This window comes from Arthrobacter sp. YC-RL1, assembly GCF_001454985.1.
Lineage (GTDB): Bacteria > Actinomycetota > Actinomycetes > Actinomycetales > Micrococcaceae > Glutamicibacter > Glutamicibacter soli.
The window spans coordinates 2455984-2469341 of sequence record NZ_CP013297.1 but is presented as its reverse complement, the minus strand read 5'-3'; the positions used below and the strand labels follow the sequence as shown (position 1 = coordinate 2469341).

13 protein-coding genes are annotated in these 13358 nt (G+C 69.1%); 6 read left to right on the top strand and 7 right to left on the bottom strand.

Going from position 1 to position 13358, the window contains the following annotated elements; genetic code table 11:
• Positions 1 to 51 precede the first annotated feature (51 nt).
• From nadA to ATC04_RS11430, 4 genes are read left to right on the top strand one after another with little or no spacing between them, the layout of a single operon-like run.
• A complete protein-coding gene (gene nadA, locus ATC04_RS11445) occupies positions 52 to 1353 on the top strand; it encodes a quinolinate synthase NadA (RefSeq protein ID WP_047118807.1) in 1302 nt (433 codons plus the stop codon).
• Positions 1350 to 3029, top strand: a complete 1680-nt coding sequence (locus tag ATC04_RS11440; protein ID WP_082123849.1) for an FAD-binding protein — start codon at positions 1350 to 1352, stop codon at positions 3027 to 3029. The genes nadA and ATC04_RS11440 overlap by 4 nt, the downstream gene beginning before the upstream one ends.
• Entirely contained in the window at positions 3026 to 3892 is an 867-nt protein-coding gene (gene nadC, locus ATC04_RS11435) for a carboxylating nicotinate-nucleotide diphosphorylase (RefSeq protein WP_082636917.1), read from the top strand. The genes ATC04_RS11440 and nadC overlap by 4 nt, the downstream gene beginning before the upstream one ends.
• Positions 3889 to 5034, top strand: a complete 1146-nt coding sequence (locus tag ATC04_RS11430; protein ID WP_047118809.1) for a cysteine desulfurase family protein — start codon at positions 3889 to 3891, stop codon at positions 5032 to 5034. Before nadC ends, ATC04_RS11430 begins: the two co-directional genes overlap by 4 nt.
• 11 nt (positions 5035 to 5045) lie before the next feature.
• On the opposite strand, the gene ATC04_RS11425 is transcribed toward ATC04_RS11430, so the two are convergent.
• The gene (locus ATC04_RS11425; RefSeq protein WP_047120663.1) at positions 5046 to 6635 is read right to left on the bottom strand and encodes an MFS transporter; all 1590 of its coding nucleotides are present in this window, start codon (positions 6633 to 6635) and stop codon (positions 5046 to 5048) included.
• 433 nt (positions 6636 to 7068) lie between these two features.
• Between ATC04_RS11425 and ATC04_RS11420 the strand changes: the two genes are divergently transcribed.
• The gene (locus tag ATC04_RS11420) at positions 7069 to 7578 is read left to right on the top strand and encodes an N-acetyltransferase (protein WP_047118810.1); all 510 of its coding nucleotides are present in this window, start codon (positions 7069 to 7071) and stop codon (positions 7576 to 7578) included.
• Between the two features lie 28 nt (positions 7579 to 7606).
• On the opposite strand, the gene ATC04_RS11415 is transcribed toward ATC04_RS11420, so the two are convergent.
• The gene (locus tag ATC04_RS11415) at positions 7607 to 8212 is read right to left on the bottom strand and encodes a dihydrofolate reductase family protein (RefSeq protein WP_047118811.1); all 606 of its coding nucleotides are present in this window, start codon (positions 8210 to 8212) and stop codon (positions 7607 to 7609) included.
• A gap of 117 nt (positions 8213 to 8329) precedes the next feature.
• Here ATC04_RS11415 and ATC04_RS11410 point away from each other — a divergent pair, with 117 nt between their 5' ends.
• Positions 8330 to 8806 (top strand): SRPBCC domain-containing protein, encoded by a 477-nt coding sequence (locus ATC04_RS11410; protein WP_047118812.1) that lies wholly within the window; start codon positions 8330 to 8332, stop codon positions 8804 to 8806.
• Positions 8807 to 8884: 78 nt separating this feature from the next.
• Here ATC04_RS11410 and ATC04_RS11405 read toward each other — a convergent pair whose 3' ends face one another.
• From ATC04_RS11405 to flgK, 5 genes are all read right to left on the bottom strand, one after another.
• The gene (locus ATC04_RS11405; RefSeq protein WP_231735968.1) at positions 8885 to 9343 is read right to left on the bottom strand and encodes a MarR family transcriptional regulator; all 459 of its coding nucleotides are present in this window, start codon (positions 9341 to 9343) and stop codon (positions 8885 to 8887) included.
• Positions 9327 to 10463 (bottom strand): LLM class flavin-dependent oxidoreductase, encoded by a 1137-nt coding sequence (locus ATC04_RS11400; protein WP_047118813.1) that lies wholly within the window; start codon positions 10461 to 10463, stop codon positions 9327 to 9329. The genes ATC04_RS11405 and ATC04_RS11400 overlap by 17 nt, the downstream gene beginning before the upstream one ends.
• Before the next feature lie 222 nt (positions 10464 to 10685).
• Positions 10686 to 11060 carry a flagellar assembly protein FliW gene (locus ATC04_RS11395; protein WP_047118814.1) on the bottom strand — a complete coding sequence of 125 codons (375 nt, stop codon included), beginning with the start codon at positions 11058 to 11060 and terminating at the stop codon, positions 10686 to 10688.
• Positions 11057 to 11932: a flagellar hook-associated protein FlgL gene (flgL, locus tag ATC04_RS11390; protein WP_047118815.1), complete on the bottom strand. Its 876-nt coding sequence runs from the start codon at positions 11930 to 11932 to the stop codon at positions 11057 to 11059. The genes ATC04_RS11395 and flgL overlap by 4 nt, the downstream gene beginning before the upstream one ends.
• A gap of 9 nt (positions 11933 to 11941) precedes the next feature.
• On the bottom strand, positions 11942 to 13354 hold the full coding sequence (gene flgK, locus ATC04_RS11385) for a flagellar hook-associated protein FlgK (RefSeq protein ID WP_047118816.1): 1413 nt from the start codon (positions 13352 to 13354) through the stop codon (positions 11942 to 11944).
• Between the last annotated feature and the right edge of the window lie 4 nt (positions 13355 to 13358).

Sequence of the window (13358 nt, the reverse complement as noted above, 5' to 3'; positions counted from 1 at the left end):
CTTCACCACACTTTTTCAACTAGACCGTTGAATCCCTGAAGGGGGAGCACCATGAGCACCAACACCATCTTCACCGACGCGGCTTCGGCCCAGCACAACGCCTCGGTCGCGCAGAACATCGCGCGGCTGAACCTGCTGGCCCCGGGCTCCACCTGCTCGGACGATTTGAAGTCCAACCCCTGGGACGCCCCCGGCGGCTACGGCCCTGGCGCCTCGGAAGCGGACGAGGTGCCTGCCGGCTACCCGGTGCAGGGCAGCATCCCGCAGGAGTACCTGAAGGCCAGCGATCAGGAGCTGGACGCGCGCATCCTGGCGGCCAAGGAAACTCTGGGCGAGCGCGCGGTGATCCTGGGCCACTTCTACCAGCGCGATGAGGTGGTGAAGTACGCGGACTTCGTCGGCGACTCATTCCAACTGGCCAACGCGGCGCTGACCCGCGAGACGGCGGAGGCGATCGTCTTCTGCGGTGTGCACTTCATGGCGGAGACCGCAGACATCCTCTCGCGCGAGGACCAGGCGGTCATCCTGCCGAACCTCGCCGCGGGCTGCTCCATGGCGGACATGGCCGACGGGCCGAGCGTCCAGCAGTGCTGGGACGAGCTGACCGAACTGTACAAGGACGAGGAGGACGACGGGCGCCTGCCGGTCATCCCGGTCACCTACATGAACTGCTCGGCCGAGCTGAAGGCGTTCGTGGGCCGCAACGGCGGGCTGGTGTGCACCAGCTCGAATGCCGCCACGGTGCTTGAATGGGCGTTCGAGCGCGGCCGGCGCGTGCTGTTCTTCCCCGACCAGCACCTGGGCCGCAATACCGCCAAGGCCATGGGCGTGCCGCTGGAGCAGATGCCCATGTGGACCCCGCGCAAGGCGCTGGGCGGCAACGAGGCGGCGACCCTGCGCGATGCCAAGGTCATCCTGTGGCACGGCTTCTGCTCGGTGCACAAGCGCTTCAACCCGGGCCAGATCGCGAAGGCGCGCGAGGAGTACCCCGGCGTGCGCGTGATTGTGCACCCGGAATGCCCGATGGAGGTCGTGGACGCGGCCGACGAGGCCGGCAGCACCGACTACATCCGCCGCGCGATCGCCGACGCGACCGAGCCCACGGTGTTCGCGATCGGCACCGAGATCAACATGGTCAACCGGCTGGCCGCCGAGTACCCTCAGCACACCATCTTCTGCCTCGACCCGGTGATCTGCCCGTGCTCGACGATGTACCGCATCCACCCCGGCTACCTGGCCTGGGTGCTGGAGGAGCTGGTCGCCGGGCGCGTGGTCAACCGGATCACCGTGCCCGCCGAGCAGCAGGGCGACGCGAAAATCGCCCTGGAACGCATGCTGGCCGCCCGGCCATGAGCGCCGCGGGGGAGAAGCAGCTGGTCATCATCGGGTCCGGGGTTGCCGGGCTGACCGCGGCGCTGCAGGCGGCGGCCGCCGGGACGCACCCGGTGCTGCTGACTAAGGACCGGCTGGGGGACTCGAACAGCGAGCTGGCCCAGGGCGGGCTGAGCGCCGTCACCGCGCAGTCCATCGCCGCCGGGGACTCGGTGGCCGCGCACGCGGCTGACACGCTGGCCGCCGGCGCCGGGCACTGCGGGCAAGCCGCGGTGGACTTCATGTGCGCCTCGGCCGCCGAGCTGGTTGATGCGCTGGAAGGCCACGCGGTCGCGTTCGACCGCACCGCAGAGGGCGGCTACCAGCTGGGCCTGGAGGCAGCGCACAGCGCCCACCGCATCCTGCACATCGCCGGGGACGCCACCGGGGCGGGGCTGGTTGCGGCCCTGTCCGCCGCGGTGCTGCGCGCCCGCGACGCCGGCGAGCTGACGGTGCGCGAGCATGCGCTGGCCACGTCCTTGGTGCTCGACGAGCGCGGTGCGGTGGCCGGGGTCGAGGTCCTGCAGCACGGCACGTCGCACCGGATCGAGGCCGACGCGGTCTTGCTGGCCACCGGGGGACTGGGCCGGCTGTACTCCGCGACCACCAACCCGGCAGGGGCCACCGCGGACGGGATCGGGCTGGCGGCCCGGGCCGGCGCGGTGATCGCCGACGCGGAATTCGTGCAGTTCCACCCCACGCTGGTCGACCCGGCGGCCTACCCGGAGGCCGGCATGATCTCCGAGGCGGTGCGCGGGGAGGGCGCGGTGCTGGTCACCGGCACCGGCGAGCGCTTCATGCCCGCCGAGCACCCCGATGCCGAGCTGGCCCCGCGCGACGTGGTGGCGCGCGGCATCCACCGCCAGCTGCTGGCCGGGCGCCGGGTGTACCTGGACGCCCGCGGCCTGGACGCGCAGCGTGGCGCCGGCTTCACCGCCCGGCGCTTCCCCTCGATCACCGCACGGCTGGCGGCCTGCGGGCTGGATCTGGCCGCGGACCTGGTCCCGGTGGTCCCTGCCCAGCACTACGCCATGGGCGGGATCGCCACGGACACCAGCGCGCGCACCACCGTGCCCGGGCTTTACGCGGCCGGCGAATGCGCCAACACCACGGTGCACGGCGCCAACCGGCTGGCCAGCAACTCGCTGCTGGAGGCGATGGTGTTCGCCCGCACCGCGGTGCAGGCCATGCTTTCCGACGATCCCGGGGCCTGCGCGGACCTCGATGGGCTTGACGGGATGACCGTCGCCCAGCTGCCGACGGCGCTGTCCGCGCTCGGTGCGGCCGAGGCCCCGCTGGACCTGGACACCCTGCAGCGCGAGGCCAGCGAGGCCATCGGCGTGTACCGCACCGGCGAGCAGCTTCAACGCTTCGCCGAGCTGCTGAGCGCCTCCGCTCCGGTGGCCGAGTCCCCGCGCGGGCAGCTGGAGCTGGAGAACCTGTGGCTGGCCGCCCGCTTCACCGCGGCCGGCGCGCTGGCGCGCGGAGGATCGCTCGGCGCCCACCACCGGCTGGACTCGGCGCCCGGGCAATCGCAGCCTGCCATCCGCTACGGCTGGCAGCTGAGTTCTGCTGAACGAACCGCCGAACAAACCGCCGAACAGCTTTCTCCACCCCTGACCACTTCAAGCCCAAGCAGCAAGGAACACACCGCGTGAACGCACCCATCCATCCCGTCCCGCTGCGCGTGATCGACCGCATCATCAATTTCGCGCTTCAGGAGGACAACCCCCGCGGGGACCTGACCGCCGACACCATCGTGCCGGCGGGGGCGGTCGCCACCTGCCGGGTGCGCGCCCGCCAGCCCGGAATCCTGGCCGGCGGCACGGTGTTCGCCCGCGCCATGCACGCGGTGGACCCGGGCATCGCCACCACCCAGCTGGTCGCCGAAGGGGAGAAGTTCGCCGCGGGGGACACGCTGATCGAGGTCAGCGGCCCGGCGGCCTCCATCCTCACCGCCGAGCGCGTGGGGCTGAACCTGCTGCAGCGCCTGAGCGCCATCGCCACCGCTACCGGCGAGCTGGTCGCCCTGGTCGCGCACACCAAGGCGCGCATCGCCGACACCCGCAAGACCACCCCGGGGCTGCGCGCGCTGGAACGCTACGCGGTGCGCTGCGGCGGCGGGGTGAACCACCGCGACAACCTCTCCGACGCGTTCATGGCCAAGGACAACCACCTGGCCTTGTTCGATACCCCGCAGGCGCTGACCGAGGCGCTGCGCGGCGTGCGCGCCAGGCTGGGGCACACCACCGCCATGGAGGTGGAGGTGGATTCCATCGACCAGCTGCCGGCGGTGCTGGAGGCGGGGGTGGACGTGATCATGCTTGACAACTTCGACCCTGCTGATATCCCGGCGGCCATCGAGCTGATCGCCGGGCGCGCGATCGTGGAGGCCAGCGGCAACATCAACGTCGGCACGGTCGCCGCGGTGGCCGAATCCGGGGTGGACATCATCTCCTCGGGCGCCATCACCCACTCGGTGGCGGCGATCGACCTGGGACTGGATATGGTTGTCGAATGATCTACATGGACGCCGCCGCCACCGCCCCGCCGCGCCAGGAGGTGCTGGACACCGTCTCGCCGTTGCTGACCCGCGACTTCGGCAACCCCGCCTCGCACCATGAGGCGGGGCACCAGGCCCGCCGCGCCGCCAACTGGGCCCGGGCCCAGGTCGCCGCGCAGCTGGGGGTGCACGAGGAGGAGATCTACTTCACCTCCGGCGGCACCGAGGGCGCGAACACCGCGGTGATCGGCGGCGCGCTGGGTAATCCGCGCGGCCGGGTGGTGGTGGCCAGCGCCATCGAGCACCCCGCGGTGCTCGAAGCCTGCCGCTACCTGGTGGACTTCCACGGTTTCACGCTGCGGCTCATCGACGTCACCGCCGGCGGGCTGGTGGACTTGGAGCATGCGGCGCAGCTGATCGACGACGACGTCGCCGTGGTCTCGGTGATGGCGGTGAACAACGAGGTCGGCACCATCCAGCCGGTGGCGCAGGTCGCCGCGCTGGCCCACGCGGCCGGCGCGCTGATGCACACCGACGCGGTGCAGGCCGCCGGATGGCTGGACCTGGCGCCGCTGGCCGCCGCCGTGGATGCACTGAGCATCTCCGGGCACAAGATCGGCGGGCTGAAGGGCAGCGGGGCGCTGTACCTGTCGGGGAAGCACCGCTTCGTGCCGCTGCTGCATGGCGGCGGGCAGCAGTCGGGCATGCGCTCGGGCACCGAGAACCCGGCGGCCGCCGCCGGCATCGCGGTGGCCCTGCAGGTCTGCGCTTCCCAGCGCGCGCAGGGGCTGGGCGAGGGCTTCGGCAGCTACCTGATCGAGAAGATCACCCGCGGGCTGGAAGCCAAGCACCCGGGCAGCGTGCAGCTGACCGGCAGCGGGCAGCAGCGCATCGGCGGCATCGTGTCCTTCGTGTTCCCGAAAACCGCGGGGGAGACCGTGCTGATCGAGCTGGAGCGCAAGGGCGTGCTGTGCTCCTCCGGGTCCGCCTGCGCGGCCGGATCCACCGACCCCTCGCCGGTGCTCACCGCCATGGGCTATGATCAGCAGCTGGCGCACACCGCGGTGCGGCTGTCCTTCGGGCGCGGCATCAAGGAGAACGAGCTGAGCCAGGTGGCCAACGCGGTCATCGCCGCGGTTGGCGGGCTCCTGGCCGCGTAGCCAGGAGCATCCTAGCGATCACTTGCCGCGGCCAGCCGGGTGGCGACCCGCTGGGCGGAGAGCAGGCGCCAGGCGCCCACGGCGCCGAGCAGCAGGAAGAACGCCGCGGCCAGCATCGACAATCGGGTCGCATCGGAGAATCCCGCGGAGAGGGCGTCGATGGTCGACGCGGTGTCTTGCCCTCCCGGGGGCTGCAGGCGCAGTTGGGAGATGGTGGTGCCGGCGCTCTGCCGGGTCGACTCGGCCAGCTGCGAGGCCTGGTCGGCGGGAACCAGGGCGTCGTCCAGCCGCGAGGGCAGGGTGATGGCCAGCGCCGCGGAGAGCACGGCGCCGGAGATCGCGGTGCCCAGCGCCGAACCGATCTGGCGCACGGTGCTCTGAGTAGCCGAGCCCTGGCCGGAAATCTGCACCGGAACCTCGGCCAACACCGTGCCGGTCAGCTGCGCGGAGGCAAGCCCCAAGCCCAGCCCGTAGACCACCAGGGTGACCGCCACAGCCCACACCGACACCCCGGCGCTGAGCACCAGGGCCAGCACCAGCACACCGGCGGTTTCCAGTCCCAGTCCCAGCAGCACGGTGCCGGCAGGCGAGAGCACCGCGGCCAGGTGCCGGGCCGAAGCCCCGGAGAAGAAGGCACCCAGCGCCATCGCGGCCAGGATGAAGCCTGCATGCAGCACGCTCAGCCCCAGTGCGTTGACCAGGAACAGCGGCAGCACGAACAACAGCGCGAATTCGCCGATGGCAACGCTCGCCGCCGTCAGGTTGCCCCAGGAGAACGTCTTGTGCTCGAACAAGCGCAGTTCCAGCAGCGCGGCGCGGCCGTTGCGGGCACGGTGCCGCTCCCAGAAGATGAACAGCGTGATGGCCACAACCGAGACCAGCAGCGCGATGCCGGGCAGAGATACCGCCGCATCGGCCGGCCAAGTGAACGAGCCGATTTTCAGTTCCTTGGTGGGGGTAATCCATCCGACATCCGGACCTTCGATGATCGCGAACACCAACGCGCCCATGCCCAGCGCGCTGAGCAGCGCCCCGTCCACATCCACTCCGCGGCCGGTGGTTCCGCCCTTGGTTTCGGGCACGAACATCAGTCCCAGCACCAGCAGAATCAGGCCCAGCGGCAGGTTCACCAGAAAGATCCAGTGCCAGGACGCGTATTCGGTGAGCAGGCCGCCGGCCAGCGGGCCGATGGCCGCGGCGCCGGAGATCACCGCGCCCCATACGCCGAAGGCGGCGGCGCGCTGCTTGCCCTGGAACAACGAGTTCACCGTGGACAGGGTGGAAGGCATGATGCTCGCGGCGCCGATGGCCTGTACCGCGCGGGCGGCGATCAGCGGCCCGGCGGCATCCGCATTGGCCGCCAGCAGCGAGCCGCCCATGAATACGAGCACGCCGAGAATGAACATCTTCTTGCGGCCCCAGCGGTCGGCCAGGCTGCCGGTGGACAGCAGCAGGCCCGCGAGCACCACCGCGTAGAGGCTGTTGACCCACTGCGCGTCGCCCAGATCCAGGCGGATGTCGGCGATGATGGTCGGCAGCGCCACGCCGACGATGGTGCCGTCCAGCACCACCAGTCCAAGGCCTGCGGCCAGGATGCCCAGCGCCGCCCACGGGTGCGCTGCGGAGCGGGGGACGGTGCCGGGTGCGGTGTTTCGTGTTTTGTCTGTCGTCACGTCTCTGGCCTCTGGTGGTTGCTGGTGCGCCGGCGTGCTGCCGTGCGGTGTGCCTTTAATTCATGATCGTAATCCGGGAAACCGAACTGGTCATCCACCAAATGGTTGAATATGGACAACGTTCGGGTCCTCTTACAGAGCGGCAGCCAGCGCTGCGGCCCGGCACCAACGCAGCGCGCCGCGCAGCTGAACGCCTCATGGCACCTGCCGGCCGCTGCGCACAAGGGCTGGCCGCCAGCGGATGTGCGTTGTGGCCTGCAGGAATCCGGGCGGGACGGGTGCGGAAGGAGCAGGGGGAGCAGGCCGGGCGGTGGCAAGATTCGATTTACCAAGACGATGCTGGTTTGGTAGGTTTGCGATCATGCAGATTCGTCCAGAAGGCTTCGATGACCGGGCCGCAGTCTATGCGGTGACGCATGCGGCTTTTGCCGGAATCGATCCCATGGTGGAGCCCGAGGAAGTCGGGCTGCTGCAGCAGCTCTTCGACTGCGAGGGCTACGATGCGCGCTTTTCCATCGTCGCGCTCGACGACGCCGTGGTGATCGGCCACGTCATCGCCACCTGGGGAAGGATCGACGGGCAGCAGATGCTGGGCCTGGGCCCGCTGGCCGTGGCTCCGGAGTACCAGCACCGCGGTGTCGGCTCGATTCTGATGCAGCAGATCCACGACGCCGCGGAGAACGCGCAGCTCAGCGGCATCGTGCTGCTCGGCTCGCCGGGCTACTACCACCGCTTCGGCTACGAACCGGCGTCCGGGCGCGGCATCATCCCCAGCGACCCGACCTGGGGCGAGCACTTCATGGTGCGCGTGTTCGACGAGAGCGCCCTGCCGCGCGGCGACTACCGGTACGCCAGCCCCTTCGGCTGCTAGGACACTCGGCCCTGAATCCTGCGCAGGATCAGGCGGATTCCCGCGGTGCGAGATCGTAGATCACGTGGGTGACCAGCCCGGTGCTGCGCGAGGAGCGCGGGATGAACTCCTGCCCGGACACGCCCTGGAAGAGGCGCTCGCCGGAGCCCAGCAGCTTCGGGGAAATGTGCAGCCGCAGTTCGTCCAGCAGCCCCGCGTCCAGGAACTGGTTGATGGTCGACGCTCCGCCGGCGATCGCGACATTCTTCCCGCCGGCCGCCTCGCGCGCCAATTCCAGCGCCCGGCGGATCCCGCCGGTCACGAAGTTGAACACCGTGCCGCCCTCCATGGCCAGCGGTTCGCCCTCGTGGTGGGTCAGCACGAAGACCGGTGCGTGGTACGGGGGATCCTCGCCCCACCAGCCGCGCCAGCTGCCCGAGGGCTCCCCGCGCTCGGGGCTGAACATGTTCCGGCCCATGATGTAGGCTCCTGCCTCAAGGATTCCGGCGCGCTCCGCGGCGTCGTCGTCCCGGGCTTCGAACTGCCATTGGTGCAGCTGATCGCCCCCGCGGCCCAGCGGCTGTTCAAGGCTCTGCTCCGGCCCGGCCACGTAGCCATCCAGTGAGATCGTGACGTCGCAGGTAACCCGTGCCATGATGCGCTCCCTCAGCCGTTCGAGAATCCGATGGCGACAGGATAGCCTTGGACACCGCGGCTGGGAATGCGCGACGGGCTCTTGCCCCGCTGGGAGCACGAGGTGTAGAAAAGTGCCGTGAGCCACGACCCAGCCCCCAGCCAGCTGTCCTTCAGCGTTTCGGGACACATCGCCAAGACCTGCACCCAGGTGTACGAAGCGGTGGCAGATCCCGAGCAGCTCTCCGCCTACTTCACGACCGGCGGCGCCAAGGGCCGCCTGGAAACCGGCGCGACCGTGAGCTGGGACTTCCACGACTTCCCGGGCGTCTTCCCGGTGAAGGTGCTGGAAGCCGAGGTTCCGCGGCGCATCGTGCTGCAGTGGGAAGCGAACCATTCCGCGGCGCCCGACGCGCAGAACACCGTCACCTTCGACTTCCAGCCCCAGGACGACAACTCGCGCACCAAGGTCGTGATCACCGAATCCGCGTGGCAGGACACCGCCGAGGGTGCCACGGCGGCCTTCGGCAACTGCGAGGGCTGGACCGGCATGCTCGCGGCCATGAAGTGCTGGCTGGAATACGGCATCGTGCTGCGCGAGGGCTTCTACAAGTAGCGGCGGCCGGACGAATAACGCGGCAACGCCGGCGGAACCGCCCCGCAGGACTGGATCCGCCGGCGTTCGGCGTGCGCGCTACTGGATGGCGCTGCGCAGCTTGGAGGTCAGCTGCTGCAGCTGGATGAACTCGTCTTCGCTCAGCGCCGTGCCGATCTGCTCGTAGATGTGCTTGACGTGTTCCCGGCCGATCTCCTGCTGGACCGCCAGCCCCTTGGGAGTCAGCGACAGCTGCATCGCGCGCTGGTCGGTCGGGTCGGCCTCGCGGGTGATCAGGCCCTTGTCCTCCAACCGGGTGACCATGCGGCTCAGGCTCGGCTGCGAGATCAGCAGGTAGCGGTTCAGGTCGACCAGGCGGCTGCGGCCGCCCGGGCAGATGCGAAGGTTGAACAGCACATCGTATTCGCGCATGGAGAGCTTGTGGAACTCCGGCTTGGCGCTGACCTTCCTCATGACGGCCACCTGCGCCCGGAAGAGCGACTCCCAGGCGTCGATGGTGACCTTCACGGGGGCGGGGGTGTTACTGGTCCCGGTCACTGACTTCAGGCTCCTTTGGGGCGTTGGCTTGCTCAGCCTTCAGTTTAGCCTCACGAGCGGCCACGAGGCCTGCATGTGTCGGTGCCGGGGTCAGGTCCTTCGGCGCGCGGGCGTCCATTTCCCTGCGCAGCTCGGGCAGCACGTACTCGCCGAACATGTCCAGCTGGTTCAGCACGGTCTTCAGCGGCAGGCCCGCATGGTCAATAAGGAACAGCTGGCGCTGGTAGCTGCCGAAGTACTCCTGGAAGCTCAGCGTCTTCTCCAGCACCTGCTGCGGGGAACCGACGGTCAGCGGGGTCTGGGCGGTGAAGTCCTCCAGCGACGGGCCGTGGCCGTAGACCGGGGCGTTGTCGAAGTACGGGCGGAACTCCTTGACCGCCTGCTGCGATTCCTTGGCCATGTAGAACTGCCCGCCCAGGCCCACGATCGCCTGGTCGGCGCGGCCGTGACCGTAGTGCTCGTAGCGCTCGCGGTACAGATTGATCAGCTGCTGGTAGTGCTCCTTCGGCCAGAAGATGTTGTTCGCGAAGAAGCCGTCGCCGTAGTAGGCGGCGATTTCCGCGACCTGCGGGGTGCGGATCGAGCCGTGCCAGACGAACGGGGCCACGTCGTCGAGCGGGCGCGGGGTGGAGGTGAAGTTCTGCAGCGGGGTGCGGAAGCGGCCTTCCCAGTTCACCACGTCCTCGTCCCACAGGCGGCGCAGCAGGTTGTAGTTCTCCACGGTCAGGTTGACCGAGTCCTGAATGTTCTTCCCGAACCACGGGTAGACCGGGCCGGTGTTGCCGCGGCCGAGCACGAGGTCGGTGCGGCCGTTGGACAGATGCTGCAGCATGGCGAAGTCTTCGGCGATCTTCACCGGGTCGTTCGTGGTGATCAGCGTGGTCGTGGTGGACAGGATGATGCGTTCGGTCTGCGCCGCGATGTAGGCCAGGGTGGTGGTCGGCGAGGAGGAGAAGAACGGGCGGTTGTGGTGCTCGCCGATGGCGTAGACATCCATGCCGATTTCCTCGACCTTTTTGGCGATGGCGACCTGGGCGTCGATGCGTTCCTTCTCTGTTGGCACACGACCGGTGGTGGGATCGCGGGTGATGTCGCTGACTGAGAAAACTCCGAACTGCATGCCTACTCCTATTAGCTGGTGAAACGTCACATCGTGTGCTCGTCTCCAATTTATATGCGTATGCATGTAACAACAAGTTGAGGCGTCAATTATTCCCGAGGTGGGAAGCTGCGACGCAGAGACCAAATCGGATTCCGCCTGAATCGCTACTATGCAGTATCCAGGCGGAAAAGAAAATTCCGCCGGAAGGAAGGTAAACAATCCTTCCGCCGGAGTTCGAGGCTAGGCGCTCAGGTCGTGGCGCAAAGGCCAATCCTGCGATTCAAGCAGGACCTGGGCGCACTGCCCGGTGTCGTCGTTGACCAAGAGCGGCGCGAAGAGGTTGGCGCTGGGTCGCTGGTCGGCGGTGTTGACCACGGCAAGGACCAATCGCGCGTTCTGCGCCGGCCGGCCGACCGCCGCCAGGTGGTCTTCGGAGAACTGCGGTGTGTAGTGCGGCAGGTGCACTGCGGTCTCGAGGACGAACCAGCGCAATGATGGCGCCTCGGGGGATGACAGCGCAAAGAGGCCCGGGGCGCCGTCGACTGCACAAAGCTCCAGCGTTTGCGCCTGCGGGAATCCGGGCAGGGCGGAGGACGGGATCAGTTTGCGGCTCATCGCAGGAAGTCCATGAGTGAAGGCTGCAGGGTGCGGGCCGCGGCGGACAGCGCCGCCTGGTAGGCGACCTCTTGGCTCTTGAGCTCCAGGATGGCGGTGGCGAGGTCGATGTCCTCGGTGCCCGCGCGCCGGGCCTCGAGGTTGACCGCATCGCCCAGCAGGCTCTGCTCGGCCGTGCGCACCGTGGCGTGGCTGGCGCCGACGGAGGCCTGGGTGGCAAGGATGTTCTGCAAGTGGGCATCCACCGTTTCAAGTCGTGAGGACACATTGACGCCATTGCGCAAATCCTGCGCGATGGAGGAGATGAGGCTGAAGACGCTGTCCGGGCCTTGGCCGAAGGCGGCAGCGCCGTCGGCGTCCACGCGCACCGAGGAATTCGGCCCGATCCGGCGCAGGACCTCGCTGCCCTGGGAGAACTGCAGGTTCTCATCCAGCGCGCTGCCGGCATCCGAGGTGCCGGCAAACAGGAAGCGCCCGCGGTACTGGGTGTTGGCCACCCCGACCATCTGCTCACGCAATTGGTCGAGTTCAAGGGCGATCGCTTCCCGGGCCTCCGGTCCGAGCGCTCCGTCGTTGGCTCCTTGGGCGGTCAGGTCGCGCACCCGGTGAAGCAGGCTGGTCGCGGCGGACAAGGCGACGTCCGTGGAAGACAGCCAGCCATTGGCATCCGCTGCGTTCCGGGAAAACTGCGCGTTCTGGCGCTGCTCGGTGCGAACCGCCATCGCCTCGGCGGCCCCCGCCGGGTCGTCGCTGGGCCGGCTGATCTGCTTGTTGGAGCCGATCTTGTCCTGGATCGTGGCCAGCCGGGCGGCCGCGGCGGCGAGGTTGCGTTCGGCATTGAAGCTGAGCGCCGACGTGGTAATGCGTGTCATCTGCAGGTCCTATCGTCCAACACGGCCGGTGCCATTGATCAGGGTGTCCAGCATTTCGTCCAGTGCGGTGAGCACTCGGGCAGCGCCCTGGTAGGCATGCTGGTGGCTGAGCAGGGCGATGTTCTCCTCGTCCAACGACACCGCGGAGGCACTGTGGCGCGCGGTGACGGCACCGTCCGCGGCCATCGCGCTGGACAGCGCCTGGGTTGCCTCGGCGCGGCTCGTGGTTCCCACCTCGATCACCAGCCGCGACCACAGCGCGTCGGCGCCGTCCGGCGCCTTGCCCAGCTCGGCCAGCTTCTGGGCGTTCGAGCCGTCCAGCGCGCCGCCGCCGGGCAAGCCGGTGGCCAGCTGGGACCCGTCGTGGAGCAGCACCTTGATGCTGCCGGCTGGGTTTGCCGGATCGATGCCGAAGAAGTCGCCGCCAGGCGTGCCGGCACTGGTCGATCCCGAGTGGTGCACCTGGTTGACCGCCTCGGCAAGGCGCAGGGCGATCCGGTCCAGCTGCGCGGCAGCCTGCGCCAGCGGCCCCGAGCTGTAGGAACCGGTGGCGGGGGAGAGCACCGCGAGCCCTGCCGCGATGCTGCCGGCATCCAGCGACACCTGGTCGTCAGGCCGGTGCGACCAGCGCACGGAGACCGCGGCGTCCTCGCTGTTCCGGCCTCCGGACAGCTGCAGCGAGCGGGCAGTAGTCCCGGTGACCAGGGGGCTGCCCTCCAGCAGTACGTCCACGGTTCCATCGGGCAGCTCGCGCACGCTCGCGCCGGACAGCTCGGCCAGGCGCTCGACCAGCTGCGAGCGCTGGTCGAGCAGCGCAGCGGGCGAACCACCGGCGGCGGTGAGCGAACGGATCTGCCCGTTCAGCGCCGCGACGCCCTGCGCGGTGGCATTCAGATCGTCGATGCGGGTGCTCAGGTCCTGGCGCTGGGAGGTCCACTGGCCGTTGATCTCGGCATCCATCTGGACGATGCGGTCGACCGCCGACTGCGCGCGCTGGAGCAGCACGGCCCCCGCGGCGGCGTCGCCTGGCTGGCCTGCCACGTCTTCCCATCCGGCCCAGAAATCGTTGAGCAACGCGGAGAGGCCGTTCTCGCCCGGTTCGCGCAGGATTGATTCGAGATCTGCCATCGCATCGGCGCGCACCGAGCTCTGCGAGGCCAGCGCGACGGTGCCTCGGACGCGGGCGTCCAGGCTGGCGTCGGCCAATCGGGCGATGCCGGTGAACACGACGCCTTGGTCGATGCGCCCGGACGAGGTGATCTTGCCGGTGGAGGCCACCGCCCCTGCGGATTGGAACTCGGCACGCTGCCGGGTGTATCCCGGGGTGGCGACATTGGCCAAGTTGTTCCCCGCAACCTCCATGGCAGCTCGCGCCGCGTTGAGCCCCGACAGGGCGGTATTCAGGCTCCCGAAGGTGCTCATCTGG

Excerpts from the sequence above, each read along its gene's own strand:
- flgK (WP_047118816.1), bottom strand. The coding sequence starts at position 13,354 with ATGAGCACCTTCGGGAGCCTGAATACCGCCCTGTCGGGGCTCAACGCG.
- flgL (WP_047118815.1), bottom strand. The coding sequence starts at position 11,932 with ATGACACGCATTACCACGTCGGCGCTCAGCTTCAATGCCGAACGCAAC.
- ATC04_RS11430 (WP_047118809.1), top strand. The coding sequence starts at position 3,889 with ATGATCTACATGGACGCCGCCGCCACCGCCCCGCCGCGCCAGGAGGTG.
- ATC04_RS11420 (WP_047118810.1), top strand. The coding sequence starts at position 7,069 with ATGCAGATTCGTCCAGAAGGCTTCGATGACCGGGCCGCAGTCTATGCG.
- ATC04_RS11440 (WP_082123849.1), top strand. The coding sequence starts at position 1,350 with ATGAGCGCCGCGGGGGAGAAGCAGCTGGTCATCATCGGGTCCGGGGTT.
- ATC04_RS11415 (WP_047118811.1), bottom strand. The coding sequence starts at position 8,212 with ATGGCACGGGTTACCTGCGACGTCACGATCTCACTGGATGGCTACGTG.
- nadA (WP_047118807.1), top strand. The coding sequence starts at position 52 with ATGAGCACCAACACCATCTTCACCGACGCGGCTTCGGCCCAGCACAAC.
- ATC04_RS11395 (WP_047118814.1), bottom strand. The coding sequence starts at position 11,060 with ATGAGCCGCAAACTGATCCCGTCCTCCGCCCTGCCCGGATTCCCGCAG.
- ATC04_RS11400 (WP_047118813.1), bottom strand. The coding sequence starts at position 10,463 with ATGCAGTTCGGAGTTTTCTCAGTCAGCGACATCACCCGCGATCCCACC.